Raw genomic sequence first — 16,494 nt, forward strand, 5'->3', positions numbered from 1 at the left:
CCGGAAGAGGATGAATAGGCGCGCAGGTTAGATAAAAAGCCGCAGATTTTACGAAAGGCCCGGATATCGATCCGGGCCTTTGCTTTTGTTGACCTTTCCATGGTTACCATGTGCCCACCGACGCGGTGTCGGTCCGGTACGGCCGCTCCCGATGATCTGGGGTTACCGGTCCGGCCTTCGCCGCCGCCCGGTGTCCAAAATAGAGCATTTTTACGGCCCATTAGGTGCTGCTGTGCTCGCGGACGCATTAGGTAAACAGGAGGCCGGCCGCTTGTCGGGGCCGGACCATGAAGGCAGTGATCCCAATGGTGAACTGGCGCCGCACCACATCTCAGATGCAGGCCGCGACCGAATCGGTTGCCGTGGCGCCTTCATCGCCGGTGTCGGCGAGAGCGGCCAAGCCGCCCCGTCCGCGCATGATGCGGCAATATGATCTGGTTGAACGGGTCAGGTCCTACAACCCAGACACCAATGAAGACCTGCTGAACCGCGCTTACGTTTACGCCATGAAGGCGCATGGCGCGCAAACCCGCGCCTCCGGCGATCCCTATTTTTCACATCCGCTCGAGGTCGCGGCGATCCTTACCGACCTCAAGCTTGATGATGCCACCATCGTCGCGGCGCTGCTGCACGACACCATCGAGGACACCGAGGCTACCCGCAGTGAAATCGATCATATTTTCGGGCCGGAGATCGGCGCCCTGGTTGAGGGTCTCACCAAGCTGAAACGCCTGGAGTTGGTCTCGCGCGAGGCCAAGCAGGCCGAGAACCTGCGCAAGCTGTTGCTGGCGATCGCTGATGATGTCCGCGTGCTCCTGATCAAGCTCGCCGACCGGCTGCACAACATGCGCACCCTCGAATTCGTCCCCCCGGTCTCACGGCGCCGCATTGCCGAGGAGACGCTCGACATTTACGCGCCGCTCGCCGGCCGCATGGGTATGCAGGAGATGCGGGAGGAGCTTGAAGACCTCTCGTTCCGCACCCTCGATCCGGAGGCTTACGCGGTGGTGACGCAGCGGCTGGACTCACTCGCCGAGCGCAATCGCAACCTGATCGGCGAGATCGAAAGCCAGCTCTCCAAGAACCTGCAGAAAAACGGCGTCAACGCTCATGTCTATGGGCGGCGGAAGCAACCGTTTTCGATCTGGACCAAGATGGAGCGCAAGTCGGTTGGATTCGAGCAACTGTCGGATATTTTCGGCTTCCGGGTTGTGATGAAGGATGTCGAATCCTGCTACCGAGCGCTCGGGGTGGTGCATACGACCTGGCCGGTCGTGCCCGGTCGCTTCAAGGATTACATCTCGACTCCGAAGCAGAACGATTACCGTTCGATCCACACCACCGTGATCGGCCCCGGCAATCAGCGCGTCGAACTACAGCTGCGCACCGAGGAGATGGACCAGATCGCCGAGTTCGGCATCGCCGCCCATGCCTTCTACAAGGACGGCGTCGGCTCGCCGACCGAACTCTTGAAGCGCGAATCCAACGCGTTTGCCTGGCTGCGTCACACCATCGGCATCCTCTCCGAAAGCGCCAATCCGGAAGAATTTCTGGAGCATACCAAGCTCGAACTGTTCCACGATCAGGTGTTCTGCTTCACGCCGAAGGGCAAGCTGATCGCGCTGCCGCGTCAGGCCAATGTGATCGACTTCGCCTATGCCGTGCATACTGATGTCGGCAACAGCGCGGTGGGCTGCAAGATCAATGGCAAGTTCGCGCCGCTCTCCTCGGAGCTGCAGAACGGCGACGAGGTGGAGGTCCTCACGTCGGAGGCCCAGTCAGCACCGCCGTCCGCATGGGAATCGCTGGCGGTGACCGGCAAGGCTCGGGCTGCGATTCGGCGGGCGACCCGCACCGCCGTGCGCGATCAATATGCCGGGCTGGGCCGCCGTATCGTCGAGCGGCTTTTCGTGCGTGCTAAGATCGAATACGCCGATGACAAGCTCAGGGGCGCGCTGCCGCGGCTGGCGCGCGGCTCGGTCGAGGATGTGATGGCGGCGGTCGGGCGCGGTGAGATGAAAGCTTCCGACGTCGCCCGGGCGATGTATCCGGATTATAAGGAAGAGCGGGTCGCCCGCTATGGCGCGAAGAAAAGCCTTGCGGTCAAATTGAAGTTGAAATCGCCACCTGATCCATCGCGGAGCCCGTCGGCGATACCAGTGCGCGGCATCAATTCGGACTTGCCGGTCAAGTTCGCGCCGAATGGCGGCGCCGTGCCGGGAGACCGGATCGTGGGCATCGTCTCACCGGGTGAGGGCATCACGATCTATCCGATCCAATCGCCGGCATTAAAGGACTTCGAAGAAGAGCCGGAGCGCTGGCTCGACGTTCGCTGGGATGTCGATGAATCCACTCCGCAGAGGTTTCCGGCGCGCATCCTGGTCGACAATGTCAATGAGCCCGGAAGCCTCGCCCAGGTCGCGACCGTCATTGCCGAGCACGACGGCAACATCGACAATATCAGCATGTTCAGGCGCTCGCCTGATTTTACCGAGCTGACGATCGATCTTGAGGTCTATGACTTGAAGCATCTCAGCGCTATCATCGCGCAATTGCGCGCCAAGGCCGTGGTCGCTCGGGTCGAGCGCGTCAATGGATAGGATCGATGCGCAGTCTATCCGTCATCGTGAGGAGGCGCCTTTCGCACGGTCTGACTCCGCTGTCCGATCCGCCGTCTCCACCATGAGATCACATCATCCCTCGTGCTGCGGTCCGCAGGATGAGGGAAGCCAAATCTGAATCCCGAGAGTCCTGCATGCCCCATCCTCCGCTGCGCCTCGGAGTCAATGTCGATCACGTTGCGACGCTTCGCAACGCGCGCGGCGGGCCGAACCCCGACCCGGTGCGCGCGGCCTTGCTCGCGATCGAGGCTGGTGCAGACGGCATCACGGCTCACCTGCGCGAAGATCGCCGCCACATTCGTGACGACGACATGGCGCGCCTGAAGGCGGAAATTTCAAAGCCGCTGAACTTCGAAATGGCGGCGACGCCGGAGATGCTGGGAATTGCACTTGCGACCCGGCCTCACGCAGTTTGCCTGGTGCCCGAGCGCCGCGAAGAACTGACTACAGAAGGCGGCCTCGACGTTGTCGGACAGCACAACGCGCTGGCGCCCTTCATTGCAAGATTGAATGATGCAGCAATACGGGTGTCGCTGTTCATTGCCGCAGAACCGCGGCAGATCGAAATGGCCGCGAAGCTGAGCGCGCCCGTCATCGAGATTCATACCGGCGCCTGGTGCGACGCGGTCGTTGATGGTCACAAGGAGAAAGCCGAGGCGGAATGGCAGCGTATTGTCGCCGGCGCGGCACTTGCGCGATCGGCCGGCCTCGAGGTCCACGCTGGCCACGGGCTCGATTATGTTACGGCTGAAAAGATCGCCAGCCTGGCCGAAATCGTGGAACTCAACATCGGCTACTACATGATGGGTGAGGCGCTTTTCGTTGGACTCGGCGAGACGGTCCGGACAATGCGCGCGGCGATGGATCGGGGACGCCACAAAGCTGGACCGCCCGTGGTCGCCGCCACTCGCTCGGACCGCGCATGATCATCGGCGTCGGCTCCGATATGATCGACATTCGGCGGGTGGCAAAAGTCATCGAACGCCATGGCGATCGTTTTCTCGATCGCATTTTCACCGAAGCGGAGCGCGCCCGGGCTGGCCGCCGCGCCAAGAACGAGAAAATGGTGCTGGCGACCTATGCCAAACGCTTTGCGGCCAAGGAGGCCTGTTCCAAAGCGCTCGGGACGGGTATTCGCCGCGGCGTCTGGTGGCGGGATATGGGCGTCGTGAACCTCCCCGGTGGTCGTCCGACCATGCAATTGACGGGTGGGGCGCTGGCCCGGCTTCAGGCTCTAACGCCGCAAGGATATGACGCGCGGATCGACATCAGTATTACTGACGACTGGCCGTTGGCGCAGGCGTTCGTCATAATTTCGGCGGTCCACCCCGGCAAACCCTGAAGTGGCGGCCCGGGCCGGGGAATGCCGTTCCGCGAAGTAAAATCGGATGTTCCTCAACGGATTAGCAGATTTTGATCGGACCGTTGATTGCGCGGCTGCGAACAAGGGTCTAAAACGCCGCAGGTTTGGACCGAACCAAGAGCCAGTTCAGGTGTGTGCCGGGACGGGCTGTCAATATCAGAAATAGGACCACTTTCTTGACGCGATGCGAGAGCGATTCGCGTGAGGAAAATGCTCTGCCGCCGCGCGTGGACCGCAGCGGGGAATTGGGAAAGCAATGAGCGTGACATCCGGGACAAAACCTGAAAGTGGCTTCGGCGAAACCGTCCGGGTCGTGATCCACGCGCTTCTAATTGCTCTGGTGATCCGCACCTTCCTGTTCCAGCCGTTCAACATTCCATCCGGCTCGATGAAGGCCACGCTCCTGGTCGGCGACTATTTGTTCGTCTCGAAATATTCCTATGGGTACACCCACTATTCCATACCGCTGTCGCCGCCGCTGTTTTCGGGCCGCATCTTCGGCTCCGAGCCGTCGCGGGGAGATATTGTGGTGTTTCGTCTGCCAAAGGACGACACCACCGACTACATCAAGCGCGTGATCGGCTTACCCGGCGATCGCATCCAAATGAAAGAGGGGCTGCTCTACATCAACGATGTGCCGGTAAAGCGCGAGCGACTCAGTGACTTCGTCGGTGAAGATCCCTGCGGGTCATCGGATGCCACCGCGCGCGTCAAGCGCTGGAAGGAGACTCTTCCGAACGGTGTCAGCTACGAGTCGCTCGACTGCGTCGATAACGGATTCTACGACAACACCAATATCTACACGGTGCCGCCCGGTCACTTCTTCATGATGGGCGACAATCGGGACAACTCGACGGACAGTCGGGTGCTGTCGGCAGTGGGCTACGTACCATTCGAAAATATTATCGGCCGAGCTCAAATGATCTTCTTCTCCATTGCCGAGGGCGAGCACGCCTGGATGTTCTGGCGCTGGCCCACCGCCGTGCGCTGGAATCGGCTATTCACCATTGTGCGATGAACGACGAAACACCGGACATTCCGAATTCGTCACCTTCAGGCGAAGCAACCACTCAGCCTGACGCCGACTGCGCACCCGTGGCAGCCCGAAAGACACGCGGCAAGAGCGCCGCAAAGGCCGCTACCGCAGCTATCGAGGCGCGGATTGGGCACAAGTTCAACGACCCCAGTTTGCTGATGACCGCCTTCACCCACGTTTCCGCGCTGAAATCGGCGCGCAAGCGTGGCGACAGCTACCAGCGTCTCGAATTCCTCGGCGATCACGTGCTCGGACTGATCGTGTCGGACATGCTGTACCGGGCTTTCCCGACTGCGGATGAAGGCGAACTATCGAAGCGGCTCGCCGACCTCGTGCGCAAGGAGAGCTGCGCGGAGGTCGCGAAGGCGCTCGGTCTTTTGGATGACATCAAGCTTGGCGCGGTTGGCGCGGGCGCAGGCGCGCGGCTGCGAAAATCCGTTCTCGGCGACATCTGCGAGGCCGTTATCGGCGCGGTATTTTTGGACGGCGGTTACGCAGCAGCGGCGCAATTCGTCGAGCGGAACTGGACCGAGCGGATGCGCAAGCCGCGGAGGCCGTTCCGCGATCCAAAGACCGTGTTGCAGGAATGGGCGCAGGGCAAGGGATTGCCAACCCCGGTTTACCGGGAAGTCGAACGCACCGGACCGCACCACGATCCACAGTTCCGAGTTGCCGTCGATTTGCCTGGTCTCGCGCCCGCCGAGGGCGTCGGCGGCAGCAAACGGGCCGCTGAAAAGGTGGCGGCATCGATCATGATCCAGCGCGAAGGCGTCGGCGGCGGCAGCAATGACGGATAGTCCGAGGCCCGATGCGGCGCCGGGCACGCGCACGCGTTGCGGCTTTGTCGCTCTGATCGGCGCGCCGAACGTCGGCAAGTCGACACTGGTGAATGCGCTGGTCGGGTCCAAGGTAACGATCGTTTCGCGCAAGGTGCAGACGACCCGCGCGCTGATCCGCGGCATCGTGATCGAAAGTAACGCGCAGATCATTCTGGTCGATACACCCGGAATCTTCTTGCCGAAGCGACGGCTCGATCGGGCGATGGTGTCCACCGCGTGGAGCGGGGCCCATGACGCCGATCTGGTGTGTGTACTGCTCGATGCCAAATCGGGAATCGATGAAGAGGCCGACGCAATCCTCGCCAAATTGGCCACCGTGCAACATGACAAGATTCTGGTGCTGAACAAGATCGATCTGGTCGCTCGCGAAAAGCTGCTTGCGCTGGCCAAGGCTGCCAATGAACGCCTGAACTTCACCACCACTTTCATGGTTTCGGCGCTGTCGGGCGACGGGGTCGGCGATCTCAGGCACACGCTGGCCGAGATGGTGCCGCCTGGACCATTTCATTACCCCGAAGACCAGATGTCGGACGTGCCGATGCGGCATCTGGCGGCCGAGATCACTCGCGAAAAAATCTTCCGCCAGTTACACCAGGAACTGCCATATCAATCCACCGTCGAGACCGACAGCTGGACCGAGCGCAAGGACAAATCGATCCGGATCGAGCAGACGATTTTCGTCGAGCGCGAAAGCCAGCGCAAGATCGTGCTCGGCAAAGGCGGCGCGACGATCAAGACAATCGGCGCGGAATCGCGCAAGGAGCTGGCCGAAATCGTTGGCCAGCCCGTTCATCTCTTCCTGTTCGTGAAGGTGCGCGAAAATTGGGGTGAAGATCCCGATCGCTACCGCGAAATGGGACTTGAATTTCCCAGGGAATAACCGGAACTCCGATGCACGTGCCCAAGAACGTATTATGGTTTGAAGCGCTGCTGTATTCGTCGCTAACGCTTGATGCCCTCTCGGTCGCATTCCAGGACCGGACCCCAACCGCCGAACTGACAGAGCGGACCATCTTCGTCCTGACCGTGATGGATGGCTTGCTGATCCTGCTCTTGGTGTTTCTGGTCTGGCTCGCCGCGCAGCGGCGCAAGAGCTGGCCGCGCTGGGTCCTGGCTGCAGCTCTGCTCCTTTCGGTGGTGTCTTTGCTGGAGATTATCGGCGGCACCGGGCTGAAGCTTGATAGCGCGATCGAAGTTGTCTCCTGCGCGTTGACTGCGGCAGGGTTGTATTTTTCGCTTACCGGCGACGCCCGAGGCTGGTTTAACGGTTAGCTGCGGATCGGTGCAGAATCCTGTAAGATTTCGAGCATGGAATGGACTGACGAAGGCATCGTGCTGGGCGTGCGGCGCCATGGCGAATCCAGCGCCATCGTCGAACTTCTGACGCGCGCTCACGGCCGCCACCTTGGGCTGGTACGCGGAGGATCGAGTTCGCGGATGCGGCCGCTGCTGCAGCCCGGCAACAGCGTATCCGCGGTTTGGCGGGCGCGGCTCGACGAGCATCTGGGCTATTACGCGATCGAGGGGACAACGCTGAGGGCCGCCACCATGCTGGCGTCCTCGCATGCGGTCTATGGCGTCACTCATCTGGCTTCACTGGCGCGGCTGTTGCCTGAGCGTGACCCGCACCAAGACATATACGAGATGCTCGATCGCACCCTGGAGGATTTTGACAACATCGGGGCTGCGGCGGCGCATCTCATCAAGTTCGAACTTGCGATGCTCGCTGAGCTCGGCTTTGGACTCGATCTCGACACGTGCGCGGCGACAGGTGAAACCGCTGAGCTGGTTTATGTCTCGCCAAAATCGGGCGGCGCGGTATCCCGGCGCGCTGGCGATCCCTGGCGTGACCGGCTGCTGCGGCTTCCCGCGTTCCTGCACCAGAACGACGACGGCGCGAGCGGCTGGTCGGATCAGGACCTGCAGGACGGCTTTACGCTCACCGGATTGTTCCTGCTGCGTCATGTGCTGGAACCGCGTGGGCAGGCTCATTCGGATGCGCGCGAAGGCTTTATCAATGCGGTAATCCGTCCTCGCGCCAAGGCGGCGGTTCCGTAACGCGGCCGGCCAGCTTAAATTGCATCTGCTGATTCGCCGCTTGTCGATCGACCTAGCACTGGATAACCCCTTCTCATGGGCAAACGTCTGATTCCGCCGGACCCGGCCGAGGTTCACGAGGTGATGTTGCGTGATGCGCTTGAGGAGCGCTATCTCGCTTACGCGCTCTCGACCATCATGCACCGTGCATTGCCGGATGCGCGTGACGGTCTCAAGCCTGTACATCGACGCATCCTTTACGGCATGCGCTTGCTGCGGCTCGAGCCCGGCAGCGTGTTCAAGAAATCCGCCAAGATCGTCGGCGAGGTGATGGGTTCGTTCCACCCCCACGGCGACCAGGCGATCTATGACGCCATGGTGCGGTTGGCACAGGATTTTTCCTCGCGCTATCCGCTGGTCGACGGGCAAGGCAATTTCGGCAATATCGACGGCGATAATCCCGCCGCCTATCGCTACACCGAAGCGCGCATGACCGACGTCGCGCGCCTGCTGCTGGAGGGCATTGACGAAGACGGCGTCGAATTCCGTCCCAACTATGACGGCCAGTCGAAAGAGCCGGTCGTCCTGCCAGGCGGATTTCCAAACCTGCTCGCCAATGGCGCCCAGGGTATCGCGGTCGGCATGGCGACCTCGATACCGCCACACAATGTTGCAGAGCTGTGCGATGCGGCCCTCCATCTGATCGACAAGCCCGAGGCGAAGTCGAAAACACTGCTGAAATGGGTGAAGGGTCCGGATTTTCCCACCGGCGGCATCATTGTCGATTCCAAGGAAAGCATCGCTGAAGCCTATGTAACCGGGCGGGGTTCGTTTCGGACCCGCGCCAAATGGGTCCAGGAAGAGGGCGCACGCGGCACCTGGGTCGTCGTCATCACCGAAATTCCCTGGCTGGTGCAGAAGTCCCGGTTAGTCGAGAAGATCGCTGAACTGCTCAATGACAAAAAGCTGCCGCTGGTCGGCGATGTCCGCGATGAATCGGCTGAAGACGTTCGCCTCGTCATCGAACCGAAATCTCGCGCGGTAGATCCGGAACTGCTGATGGAATCGCTATTCCGTCTGACAGAGCTGGAAAGCCGCATTCCGTTGAACCTCAACGTACTGGTGAAGGGCAAGGTCCCAAGAGTGCTCGGTCTTGCCGAGTGCTTGCGCGAGTGGCTTGATCATCTCCGCGACGTATTGGTGCGTCGAACTAATTATCGCAAGGAGCAGATCGAGCATCGGCTGGAGGTGCTCGGGGGCTATTTGATCGCCTATCTGAACATCGACAAAGTGATCAAGATCATCCGCACCGAGGACGAACCCAAGCCGGCGCTGATTAAGGCGTTCAAGCTCACGGAAATCCAGGCCGACGCCATCCTCAACATGCGGCTGCGCAGTTTGCGCAAGCTCGAGGAAATCGAGATCCGCACGGAAGACAAGAATCTTCGTAGCGAGTTGAAAGGCGTCAAGGCGCTGCTCGGATCGGAAACCGAGCAGTGGTCGAAAGTCGGCGACCAAGTACGCAAGGTGCGCGATATGTTCGGGCCTAAGACGCCGCTCGGCAAACGTCGCACCCAATTTGCGGACGCGCCGGAGCACGACCTCGCCGCGATCGAGGAGGCGTTCGTCGAGCGCGAGCCGGTTACTGTCGTGGTGTCCGACAAAGGCTGGGTGCGTACGCTGAAGGGCCAGGTGTCCGACCTGTCCGGGCTGACGTTCAAGACGGACGACCAGCTTGGCTTCACGTTCTTCGCCGAAACTACCTCGAAGCTCCTGCTGTTTGCCACCAACGGAAAATTTTATTCACTCGACGTCGCAAAGCTGCCGGGCGGCCGCGGCCACGGTGAGCCGATCCGGATGTTCATCGATATGGAGCAGGATGCGGCGATCGTGTCCCTGTTCGTCAACAAAGGTGGACGCAAGTTCCTGATCGCCAGCCATGAGGGGCAGGGCTTCGTGGTGAACGAGGACGATTGCGTCGGCAACACCCGCAAGGGCAAGCAGGTGCTGAACGTCGAAATGCCGAACGAGGCTCGCGCGATTGCGACCGTCAACGGCGATACCGTTGCCGTGATCGGCGAGAACCGCAAGATGCTGCTGTTTCCGATCGATCAGGTCCCAGAGATGGCCCGCGGCCGCGGCGTTCGCCTGCAGAAATACCGGGATGGCGGATTATCAGACGTCACCACTTTCGACGCCAAGGAGGGCCTGACCTGGAGGGACTCCGCTGGGCGCGAGTTCAGCGCCACCATGAAGGAGCTTGCCGACTGGCGCGGCAACCGCGCCGACGCCGGCCGCTTGCCGCCAAAGGGTTTTCCCAAGTCGAACAAATTCGGCCGGAGCGTGGAATAGGCGCAAGGTCGCGGCCGCGCTGGCCGCGCTCCATAGCGGATTGCGTCCCAACCCTCGCGGCGCATCACCACCGGATCGGCAGTGTCGTCCGCCTATCTGTCGTTCTCAATCACTGCGCCTTGGCAACAGCCGTGGTGTCGAGCGCGTTCCGAATGCCTTGGGCAAGTTTCAGCGCGTCGTCATTGGCCCAGAAGTGAATGAAGAACATGCGCGGTTGTTCATCCAGCATGTGGCTGTGGATCGCCGTCACCTCGATATTGCCGGCCCGCAGCGCGCGAACGAGCGGGTTGACCTCATTGCCGGTCACGAGAAAGTCACCGGTGATCGCGGCCTTGCCGTTGCCGGTCGGCTGGAAGTTTATTCCGTTGGCGCCGCCGAGGGGCCCGGTCACCTTCATTCCACTTTCGGTGGCCGGGTCGCGTCGCGGCACACCGAATTGGTAGACGCCGCCAGCGGCATGGCCCTTGACCCCCATGATTTGATCGAGCTTCGCGGTATCGAGATCGATTGCAGGGGCGGGACCGGCAGTGGTGGCAGGCGTATCGAATGGCGTTTTGCTGGCCGCAAGGGCCGATCGAATTGCGGTCGCCATCTTCACGGGATCACCATGGCCGCCGACATGCATGTAGAAGGTTGCGGGCGAAGCGCGCAGAATGTGATTATGAACGGCCGTAATCTCGAGCCCGCTCTCAAGCAGCTTTGTCATGACAGGATTGATCTCGGTTTCGAGCAACACGAGATCGCCCATCACCATCGCTTCATCGTGCATCGGCGCGAATGCGACCCATCCTCCGAGCGCAAGCGCAGGCTTTATCGTAACGCCGTCGAGCGTGACGTGCAGATCGCTGCGCGGCAATCCGTAGCGATGCACCTCGCCGGAGACGGCGGCGGTCTTGCCCAACGCGGTGTCGACTTTTTTCCAGTCGATCTCGGCCGCCTGCGCCAACGCGGGCAAGCCAGCGCCCAACAACGTCAAAAATATCAGAGATCGTTTCATCGTCCTCTCCTTGGTATCTGCCCCAAGCTTTGAATCGATGCTGTTCAGATCAACCCCAGCAGCCGCAACAAAATTCCGGCAGCGCATGAGCCTCCAAGCACGGTAAGCATGCCGATGTTGAAGCGGAAGATTGCGGTCGCAGCCGCCATTGCCAGAACCAGCGCGGGAATGTCGACGCTCGAGAGCACAGGCAGATCGAATGACATCCCGAACGACCGAACGGGCGTGGTCTGCCGGAACACCGTATGCAGCGCGAACCAGACCGATAAATTGAGGATCACGCCGACCACGGCTGCGGTAATCGCGGTCAGCGCGCCCGCAAGTCCCTTGTTGCCGCGCAAAATCTCGATGAATGGCGCCCCCAGGAAGATCCAGAGGAAGCACGGGGTGAAAGTGACCCACGTGGCGAGCAATCCGCCAAGCGTACCCGCCAGCATCGGCGACAGGGTGCCGGGATCGCGATACGCGGCCATGAAGCCAACGAACTGCAGCACCATGATCAGCGGGCCGGGCGTGGTCTCGGCCATGCCGAGCCCATCGAGCATTTCGCGCGGCCCTAGCCAATGATAGTGCTCGACCGCCTGCTGCGCGACATAGGCCAGCACCGCATAGGCGCCTCCGAAAGTCACCATTGCCATCTTGCTGAAGAAGAGCGCGATCTGGCTGAACACATTGTCCTGGCCGAAGGCGATTAGAAGCGCGGAGACCGGCACCAGCCACAGCACGAGCCAGATCGCGCTGACTTTTAGCGCTCGCCGCACAGTGGGCCGGACGTGGTCAGGCAACTCCTCGCCGAGCATGCTGTCAATCGCAGCACCGGCTTTGCCACCGCCGTGCGGTACGGCCGCGAATTCCGGCCGTGCGGTTTTGGCGCCGAAATATCCGATCATGCCGGCGCCGATGATGATGATCGGAAACGGGACGTCGAAAAAGAAAATGGCGATGAAGGCGATCGCCGCCAGCGCCACCATGATGCGGTTGCGTAGCGCGCGTTTGCCGACGCGGACCACCGCCTGAATGACGATCGCGAGCACGGCGGCCTTCAATCCGAAGAACAGCGCCTCGATGAAGCCGACTTTGCCGAACGCGGCATAGATGTAACTCAGTCCCATGATGGAGAGGATGCCGGGCACAATGAACAACCCGCCGGCCATGATGCCGCCCGCCGTGCGATGCAACAGCCAGCCGATATAGGTGGCAAGCTGCTGCGCTTCGGGGCCCGGCAGCAGCATGCAGTAGTTAAGTGCGTGCAGAAACCGGCTTTCGGAAATCCAGTTCTTTTCCTCGACCAGAATGCGATGCATCACGGCGATCTGCCCGGCCGGCCCGCCGAAACTCAACAGCGCCACCTTTAGCCACACCCGAAAGGCCTCGCCAAAGCTGATGCCGTGGTCGGCATCAGCTTTGTAGTTCATCTCGGTTGCGGTGGTATCGATCACGGCTTTGCCTTACTGCTTGGCCAGTTGTGCGTTTCGCTGGTCGCATCACGGCACCAGCGGTAGAACGCGTCGTAAATGGCGATGCCGGCTTCGAGTTGCTCGAGATCGTCGTCGTACATTCGCGAGAGGCCGAGCGAGGCCGCGAGCAGTCCCGGCGCTTCCGGCGAGAGATCGAGACGCCCGGTATCGGCGGCCCGGACCATGGTTGCAAGCCGCAGCAGTGGCGGCGTCGCCAGACCAAACTCCTCGACCATGACATCGAACGTGCAGAGTTCACCGCGGTGGCTCCAGAACACGTTCTCGATGTCGAACGGGACGGCGTTGAAGCGCTCGCCGACGCCCACGACTTCGGCCGGCGCCACGAACAGAAACACGGCGTTGGGATCAATGAAGCGCCGGATCAGCCAAGGGCAGGCGATCCGGTCGATCTTCGGCCGAGCTCGCGTAACCCAAACGGTGCGCCCGTGCGCGTCTCGGGGTGGCAGCTTCGATGCCACGACCAGGGGCAATTTTGCCGCCTTCCAGCCCTCAAAGCCGCCTTCGAGGGATTCGGCCATTACGCCGAGCTGCCTCAGCCATGCGGTCGTGCCCTGGGCCAGTTTCTGACCGCGCAGGCAGGCCACGACCGCTTTGCGGCCGGAATATTCCTTGCCCCATCGCTCGGCAGCTTGGTCATCGCGTTTGATGGAGCCGGGGATCAGCCGTGGGTCGGTGGCAAAGTCCTCGTCAGTGCGAACATCGATCAGCACGGGCATTCTTGCTGTACCGATCAGGCGCGAAAGCTTCTCTGACGATATGGTGGTGGGGGATGACATGGGTGCGCCCTCGCAAGAGATACGGGACGCGATACTTGGGCATGTCGCCTCATGGGGAGATCGCACAATCCCCATGCACCGTATTACAGCGAAAACGCCGTCGGCTGTCAATGTGGTTGGGCCGCACCGCCAGTTCGTCAAGGGTGACGCAAGTGCTTCATTCTAAATGCATTCGCACAACAGCCCTTCTCGGAATGCGCGCCGTCTGGATGCAAAAGTCGCGTTGAACTAAGATCGCTCGCACCGGTTCGAGATTGCCGGTCTGCCCCGATGGAGGAAATGACAAATGAACCGAGCAGGTGTTCTCGTTACCGCGGTACTGTCATTGGCCGTGTCGTTCAATTCTGGCCATGCGCAAACCAGCAAGTCCGGCGTCGAGAGGCTTTACATCCTCAATTGCGGCGAGGGCGTTGCCGGCGATATCTCGCGATGGTCCCCTGGGGTCAATGAAGGCAAATCGATGGACTTCGTCGACAACTGCTATCTCATCAAACACCCGCAGGGCTGGTTGTTGTGGGACACCGGGGTCTCCGATGCGGTAGCGGCGATGCCCAATGGGCTCGCGCCATCAGATCCGAAATCCGTTCACTGGCATCGCCCCAAGACATTGGTGGCTCAGCTCGATCAGCTCGGGCTCAAGCCTTCCGACATCAAGGCCGTGGCCATATCACATACCCATCCTGACCACGTGGGGAATGTCGAGCTGTTTCCTGCCGCGACGCTCTACGTCCAGAAGGCCGAGTACGAGTGGCCGGGCGCAAACAACGCACCGCGGTTCAAGCCGGAGCATCCGGTCACCAAGCTGGAAGGCGACCGTGACCTGTTTGGCGACGGCAGCGTGGTCATTCTTTCAACGCCCGGCCATACGCCGGGTCATCAATCCTTGCTGGTGAAGCTGCCGAAGACTGGGGCGGTTGTGCTCTCAGGCGATGCGGCGCACTTCAAGGAGAATTGGGATAACCGCCGGGTCCCGGCGATCAATTTCGACAAGGAAAAAACGCTGGCTTCGATGCAAAAAATTTCGGATACGCTGACAAAGGAAAAAGCGCAGCTTTGGATCAACCACGACAAAGCACAGCGCGATACCCTGAAGATGGCGCCTGAGTTCTACGACTGAGCAGGCGAGCCGCGAAACAGGCGAGGGGGGCGGCGAGCCGCCTCGCTTCTCGTTGTGAGCCTGCACAATAGGACGGCACTAGAGCATCAGCACCGCTCCAGATCCGAGCAGCAGCGCGAGCACCACTTTGCGAAATGCAGGTTCGTCAAGCTGACCGAACAGTTTCAAGCCGAGCCATGTACCGGCGAACAAGGCAGGCAGGCCGAGCAAAAACAATTGTACAGTTTCGGACGTGACCGAGCCGCTCGCGCCGATCCACAGTGCACTCATCAGGAATATCGCAACCGCCACTGGCTGAAACACCGCGCGCTGCACGTCTTTCGGCCAGCCGCGCAGCCCGCACCAGATAGTTACGAGGATTCCGGCAAGCCCGGTCATGCCGCCGAGCACGCCGTTTAAAAATCCAACGACCGCATCGGCCATCGCGCCACCAGCCTTGATCGGCGCAATCGCAGGACGGAACAACGCATACAGGCTGTACAAAATCAGAAACGCCCCCACACCCGCGCGCACATGCACAGGATTCGCCCAGCTCAGGATCGCCACGCCAAAGGGGACCCCGAGCGCGGCGCCAAGCACAAACGGCCAGAGTTTTTTCCAATTCACCGCGCTGCGCAGCTTGTAAACGGAGTAGCCCTGCACGATCAGGCCGAATGCCATGATCAGCGACGCGGTCTGCAGGGGATTGAGAATGTACAGCCAGATCGAGGCGGCGATCAGCCCGAAGGCGAACCCCGACAGCCCGGCGACCAGCGCGCCTGCAAATGTCGCAACAAGAAAGATCGGAATCTCGAGTGGAAATCCATCCATGTGCTCGCTCCAAACAAAAGCGAGCAGCGCTTGAATGGGATCGCCATTTTACGGGGAGGCCGCATTGTCCCCGGATTCAAGTTACGCCTGTGATCCCGGAATGCAAGCTGCGGATGAACATCATGCGTGATCGCGTCGATGTTCAATCGGCCAAGTCCGGAGTGCGCCGTTTGAGCGCGTGCGGGTTTGAACGTGATATCACGCTTGCACTGCCACAGGATTTCCTAGGGCGGGTTCGGTCGTTCCTGTTTCGGGTCTGATTTGAAAGCGCTTCCAAAGCAACAGGTAACTGTGTCAGGCTGCGCTGCAAGAATTCGCGTGCGAGCAGACGATTGCGGCTTCGGAGGCAACAATGCGACGCCGGCATTTCCTGACGTTTGCGACTGGCGCCATTTTATCAGCCTCTGCGCAGGCACAGCAGGCAGCGGCCTTACGAAGAGTAGGCGTGCTGTTTCCGGGATTGTTCGGCGAAGAGCGGGAAAAACGCCTCAACGAGGGGGTCGCGAGCGAGCTCGGGGCTGAAAAAGTAACACTTATGATTAAGTCGGCTGGAGGCGACAGCCAGTCACTTTTCAAATATGCCAGTGAGCTTGTCGAAAGCCGGGTAGATGTCATCGTTGCGATCGCATCGGGCAGCCTGGAGGCGGCGCGCCGCGCGACCCAAACCATTCCCATTGTCGCGCTTGATCTCGAATCCGACCCGATCGCGATCGGTGCCGCGCAGAGCCTCAATAGACCCGGTGGTAATGTGACCGGAGTGTTCTTTGACGCGCCGGAGATCGCCAGCAAGTGGATACAGATCATCCGCGAATTGGTGCCCCACTCAGTCACGCCGGATTGCTTTACGACCTTCACCTCGATCAAACTCAGGTCAAAGCCGGTGAAATCTCTGCGCAAAAGGTGGGGATCGCGACAACGCTGTTCGGGATCGATCAACCCGGTGATTTTCGCAGCGCCTTCCAACGCGCCGTCGATGCAAAGGTTGACGCGATTCTGGTGCACTCGTCGCCCATCTTTGTGGACAAAGCGGCTGCCATTGCGGAGTTCGCGCGCGAATTCCGGCTGCCT

The 16,494-nt window shown here is 60.8% G+C and carries 16 protein-coding genes; 11 read left to right on the forward strand and 5 right to left on the reverse strand.

Going from position 1 to position 16,494, the window contains the following annotated elements:
• On the reverse strand, positions 1–221 hold a 221-nt coding region (locus VJV58_RS21460; protein WP_324139376.1), incomplete at its 3' end, for a hypothetical protein.
• Between the two features lie 84 nt (positions 222–305).
• On the opposite strand from VJV58_RS21460, the gene VJV58_RS21465 reads away from it, so the two are divergent.
• From VJV58_RS21465 to parC, 9 genes are all read left to right on the forward strand, one after another.
• Positions 306–2,600 (forward strand): bifunctional (p)ppGpp synthetase/guanosine-3',5'-bis(diphosphate) 3'-pyrophosphohydrolase, encoded by a 2,295-nt coding sequence (locus VJV58_RS21465; RefSeq protein WP_324139390.1) that lies wholly within the window; start codon positions 306–308, stop codon positions 2,598–2,600.
• A 155-nt stretch (positions 2,601–2,755) separates the two neighbouring features.
• Positions 2,756–3,547 (forward strand): pyridoxine 5'-phosphate synthase, encoded by a 792-nt coding sequence (locus VJV58_RS21470; RefSeq protein WP_324139377.1) that lies wholly within the window; start codon positions 2,756–2,758, stop codon positions 3,545–3,547.
• Entirely contained in the window at positions 3,544–3,963 is a 420-nt protein-coding gene (gene acpS, locus VJV58_RS21475; protein WP_324139378.1) for a holo-ACP synthase, read from the forward strand. The genes VJV58_RS21470 and acpS overlap by 4 nt, the downstream gene beginning before the upstream one ends.
• A 277-nt stretch (positions 3,964–4,240) precedes the next feature.
• Positions 4,241–5,002 carry a signal peptidase I gene (lepB, locus tag VJV58_RS21480; RefSeq protein WP_324139379.1) on the forward strand — a complete coding sequence of 254 codons (762 nt, stop codon included), beginning with the start codon at positions 4,241–4,243 and terminating at the stop codon, positions 5,000–5,002.
• Positions 4,999–5,817, forward strand: a complete 819-nt coding sequence (gene rnc, locus VJV58_RS21485; protein WP_324139380.1) for a ribonuclease III — start codon at positions 4,999–5,001, stop codon at positions 5,815–5,817. The genes lepB and rnc overlap by 4 nt, the downstream gene beginning before the upstream one ends.
• Positions 5,807–6,739 carry a GTPase Era gene (gene era, locus VJV58_RS21490; protein WP_324139381.1) on the forward strand — a complete coding sequence of 311 codons (933 nt, stop codon included), beginning with the start codon at positions 5,807–5,809 and terminating at the stop codon, positions 6,737–6,739. The genes rnc and era overlap by 11 nt, the downstream gene beginning before the upstream one ends.
• Positions 6,740–6,750: 11 nt before the next feature.
• Positions 6,751–7,131, forward strand: a complete 381-nt coding sequence (locus VJV58_RS21495) for a hypothetical protein (RefSeq protein ID WP_324139382.1) — start codon at positions 6,751–6,753, stop codon at positions 7,129–7,131.
• A gap of 36 nt (positions 7,132–7,167) precedes the next feature.
• A complete protein-coding gene (gene recO / locus VJV58_RS21500) occupies positions 7,168–7,917 on the forward strand; it encodes a DNA repair protein RecO (protein ID WP_324139383.1) in 750 nt (249 codons plus the stop codon).
• Between the two features lie 75 nt (positions 7,918–7,992).
• Positions 7,993–10,248, forward strand: coding sequence for a DNA topoisomerase IV subunit A (parC, locus tag VJV58_RS21505; RefSeq protein WP_324139384.1), 2,256 nt, complete (start codon positions 7,993–7,995; stop codon positions 10,246–10,248).
• Positions 10,249–10,357: 109 nt separating this feature from the next.
• Here parC and VJV58_RS21510 read toward each other — a convergent pair whose 3' ends face one another.
• Genes VJV58_RS21510 through VJV58_RS21520 form a run of 3 tightly spaced genes read right to left on the reverse strand, consistent with a single transcriptional unit; the run spans position 10,358 to position 13,499 of the window.
• The gene (locus VJV58_RS21510) at positions 10,358–11,245 is read right to left on the reverse strand and encodes a DUF1259 domain-containing protein (protein WP_324139385.1); all 888 of its coding nucleotides are present in this window, start codon (positions 11,243–11,245) and stop codon (positions 10,358–10,360) included.
• A gap of 44 nt (positions 11,246–11,289) precedes the next feature.
• Entirely contained in the window at positions 11,290–12,660 is a 1,371-nt protein-coding gene (chrA, locus tag VJV58_RS21515) for a chromate efflux transporter (protein WP_324139391.1), read from the reverse strand.
• A gap of 20 nt (positions 12,661–12,680) precedes the next feature.
• Positions 12,681–13,499, reverse strand: coding sequence for a sulfurtransferase/chromate resistance protein (locus VJV58_RS21520; protein WP_324139386.1), 819 nt, complete (start codon positions 13,497–13,499; stop codon positions 12,681–12,683).
• A gap of 286 nt (positions 13,500–13,785) precedes the next feature.
• On the opposite strand from VJV58_RS21520, the gene VJV58_RS21525 reads away from it, so the two are divergent.
• Positions 13,786–14,616, forward strand: coding sequence for an N-acyl homoserine lactonase family protein (locus tag VJV58_RS21525; protein WP_324139387.1), 831 nt, complete (start codon positions 13,786–13,788; stop codon positions 14,614–14,616).
• Between the two features lie 78 nt (positions 14,617–14,694).
• Here the strand turns inward: VJV58_RS21525 and VJV58_RS21530 are convergent, their stop codons facing one another.
• On the reverse strand, positions 14,695–15,426 hold the full coding sequence (locus tag VJV58_RS21530) for a sulfite exporter TauE/SafE family protein (protein ID WP_324139388.1): 732 nt from the start codon (positions 15,424–15,426) through the stop codon (positions 14,695–14,697).
• Positions 15,427–15,778: 352 nt separating this feature from the next.
• Here VJV58_RS21530 and VJV58_RS21535 point away from each other — a divergent pair.
• Positions 15,779–16,494: ABC transporter substrate binding protein (locus tag VJV58_RS21535; protein ID WP_324139389.1), on the forward strand; the 716-nt coding region annotated here is incomplete at its 3' end.

Source organism: Bradyrhizobium sp. (genome assembly GCF_035273305.1).
Lineage (GTDB): Bacteria > Pseudomonadota > Alphaproteobacteria > Rhizobiales > Xanthobacteraceae > Bradyrhizobium.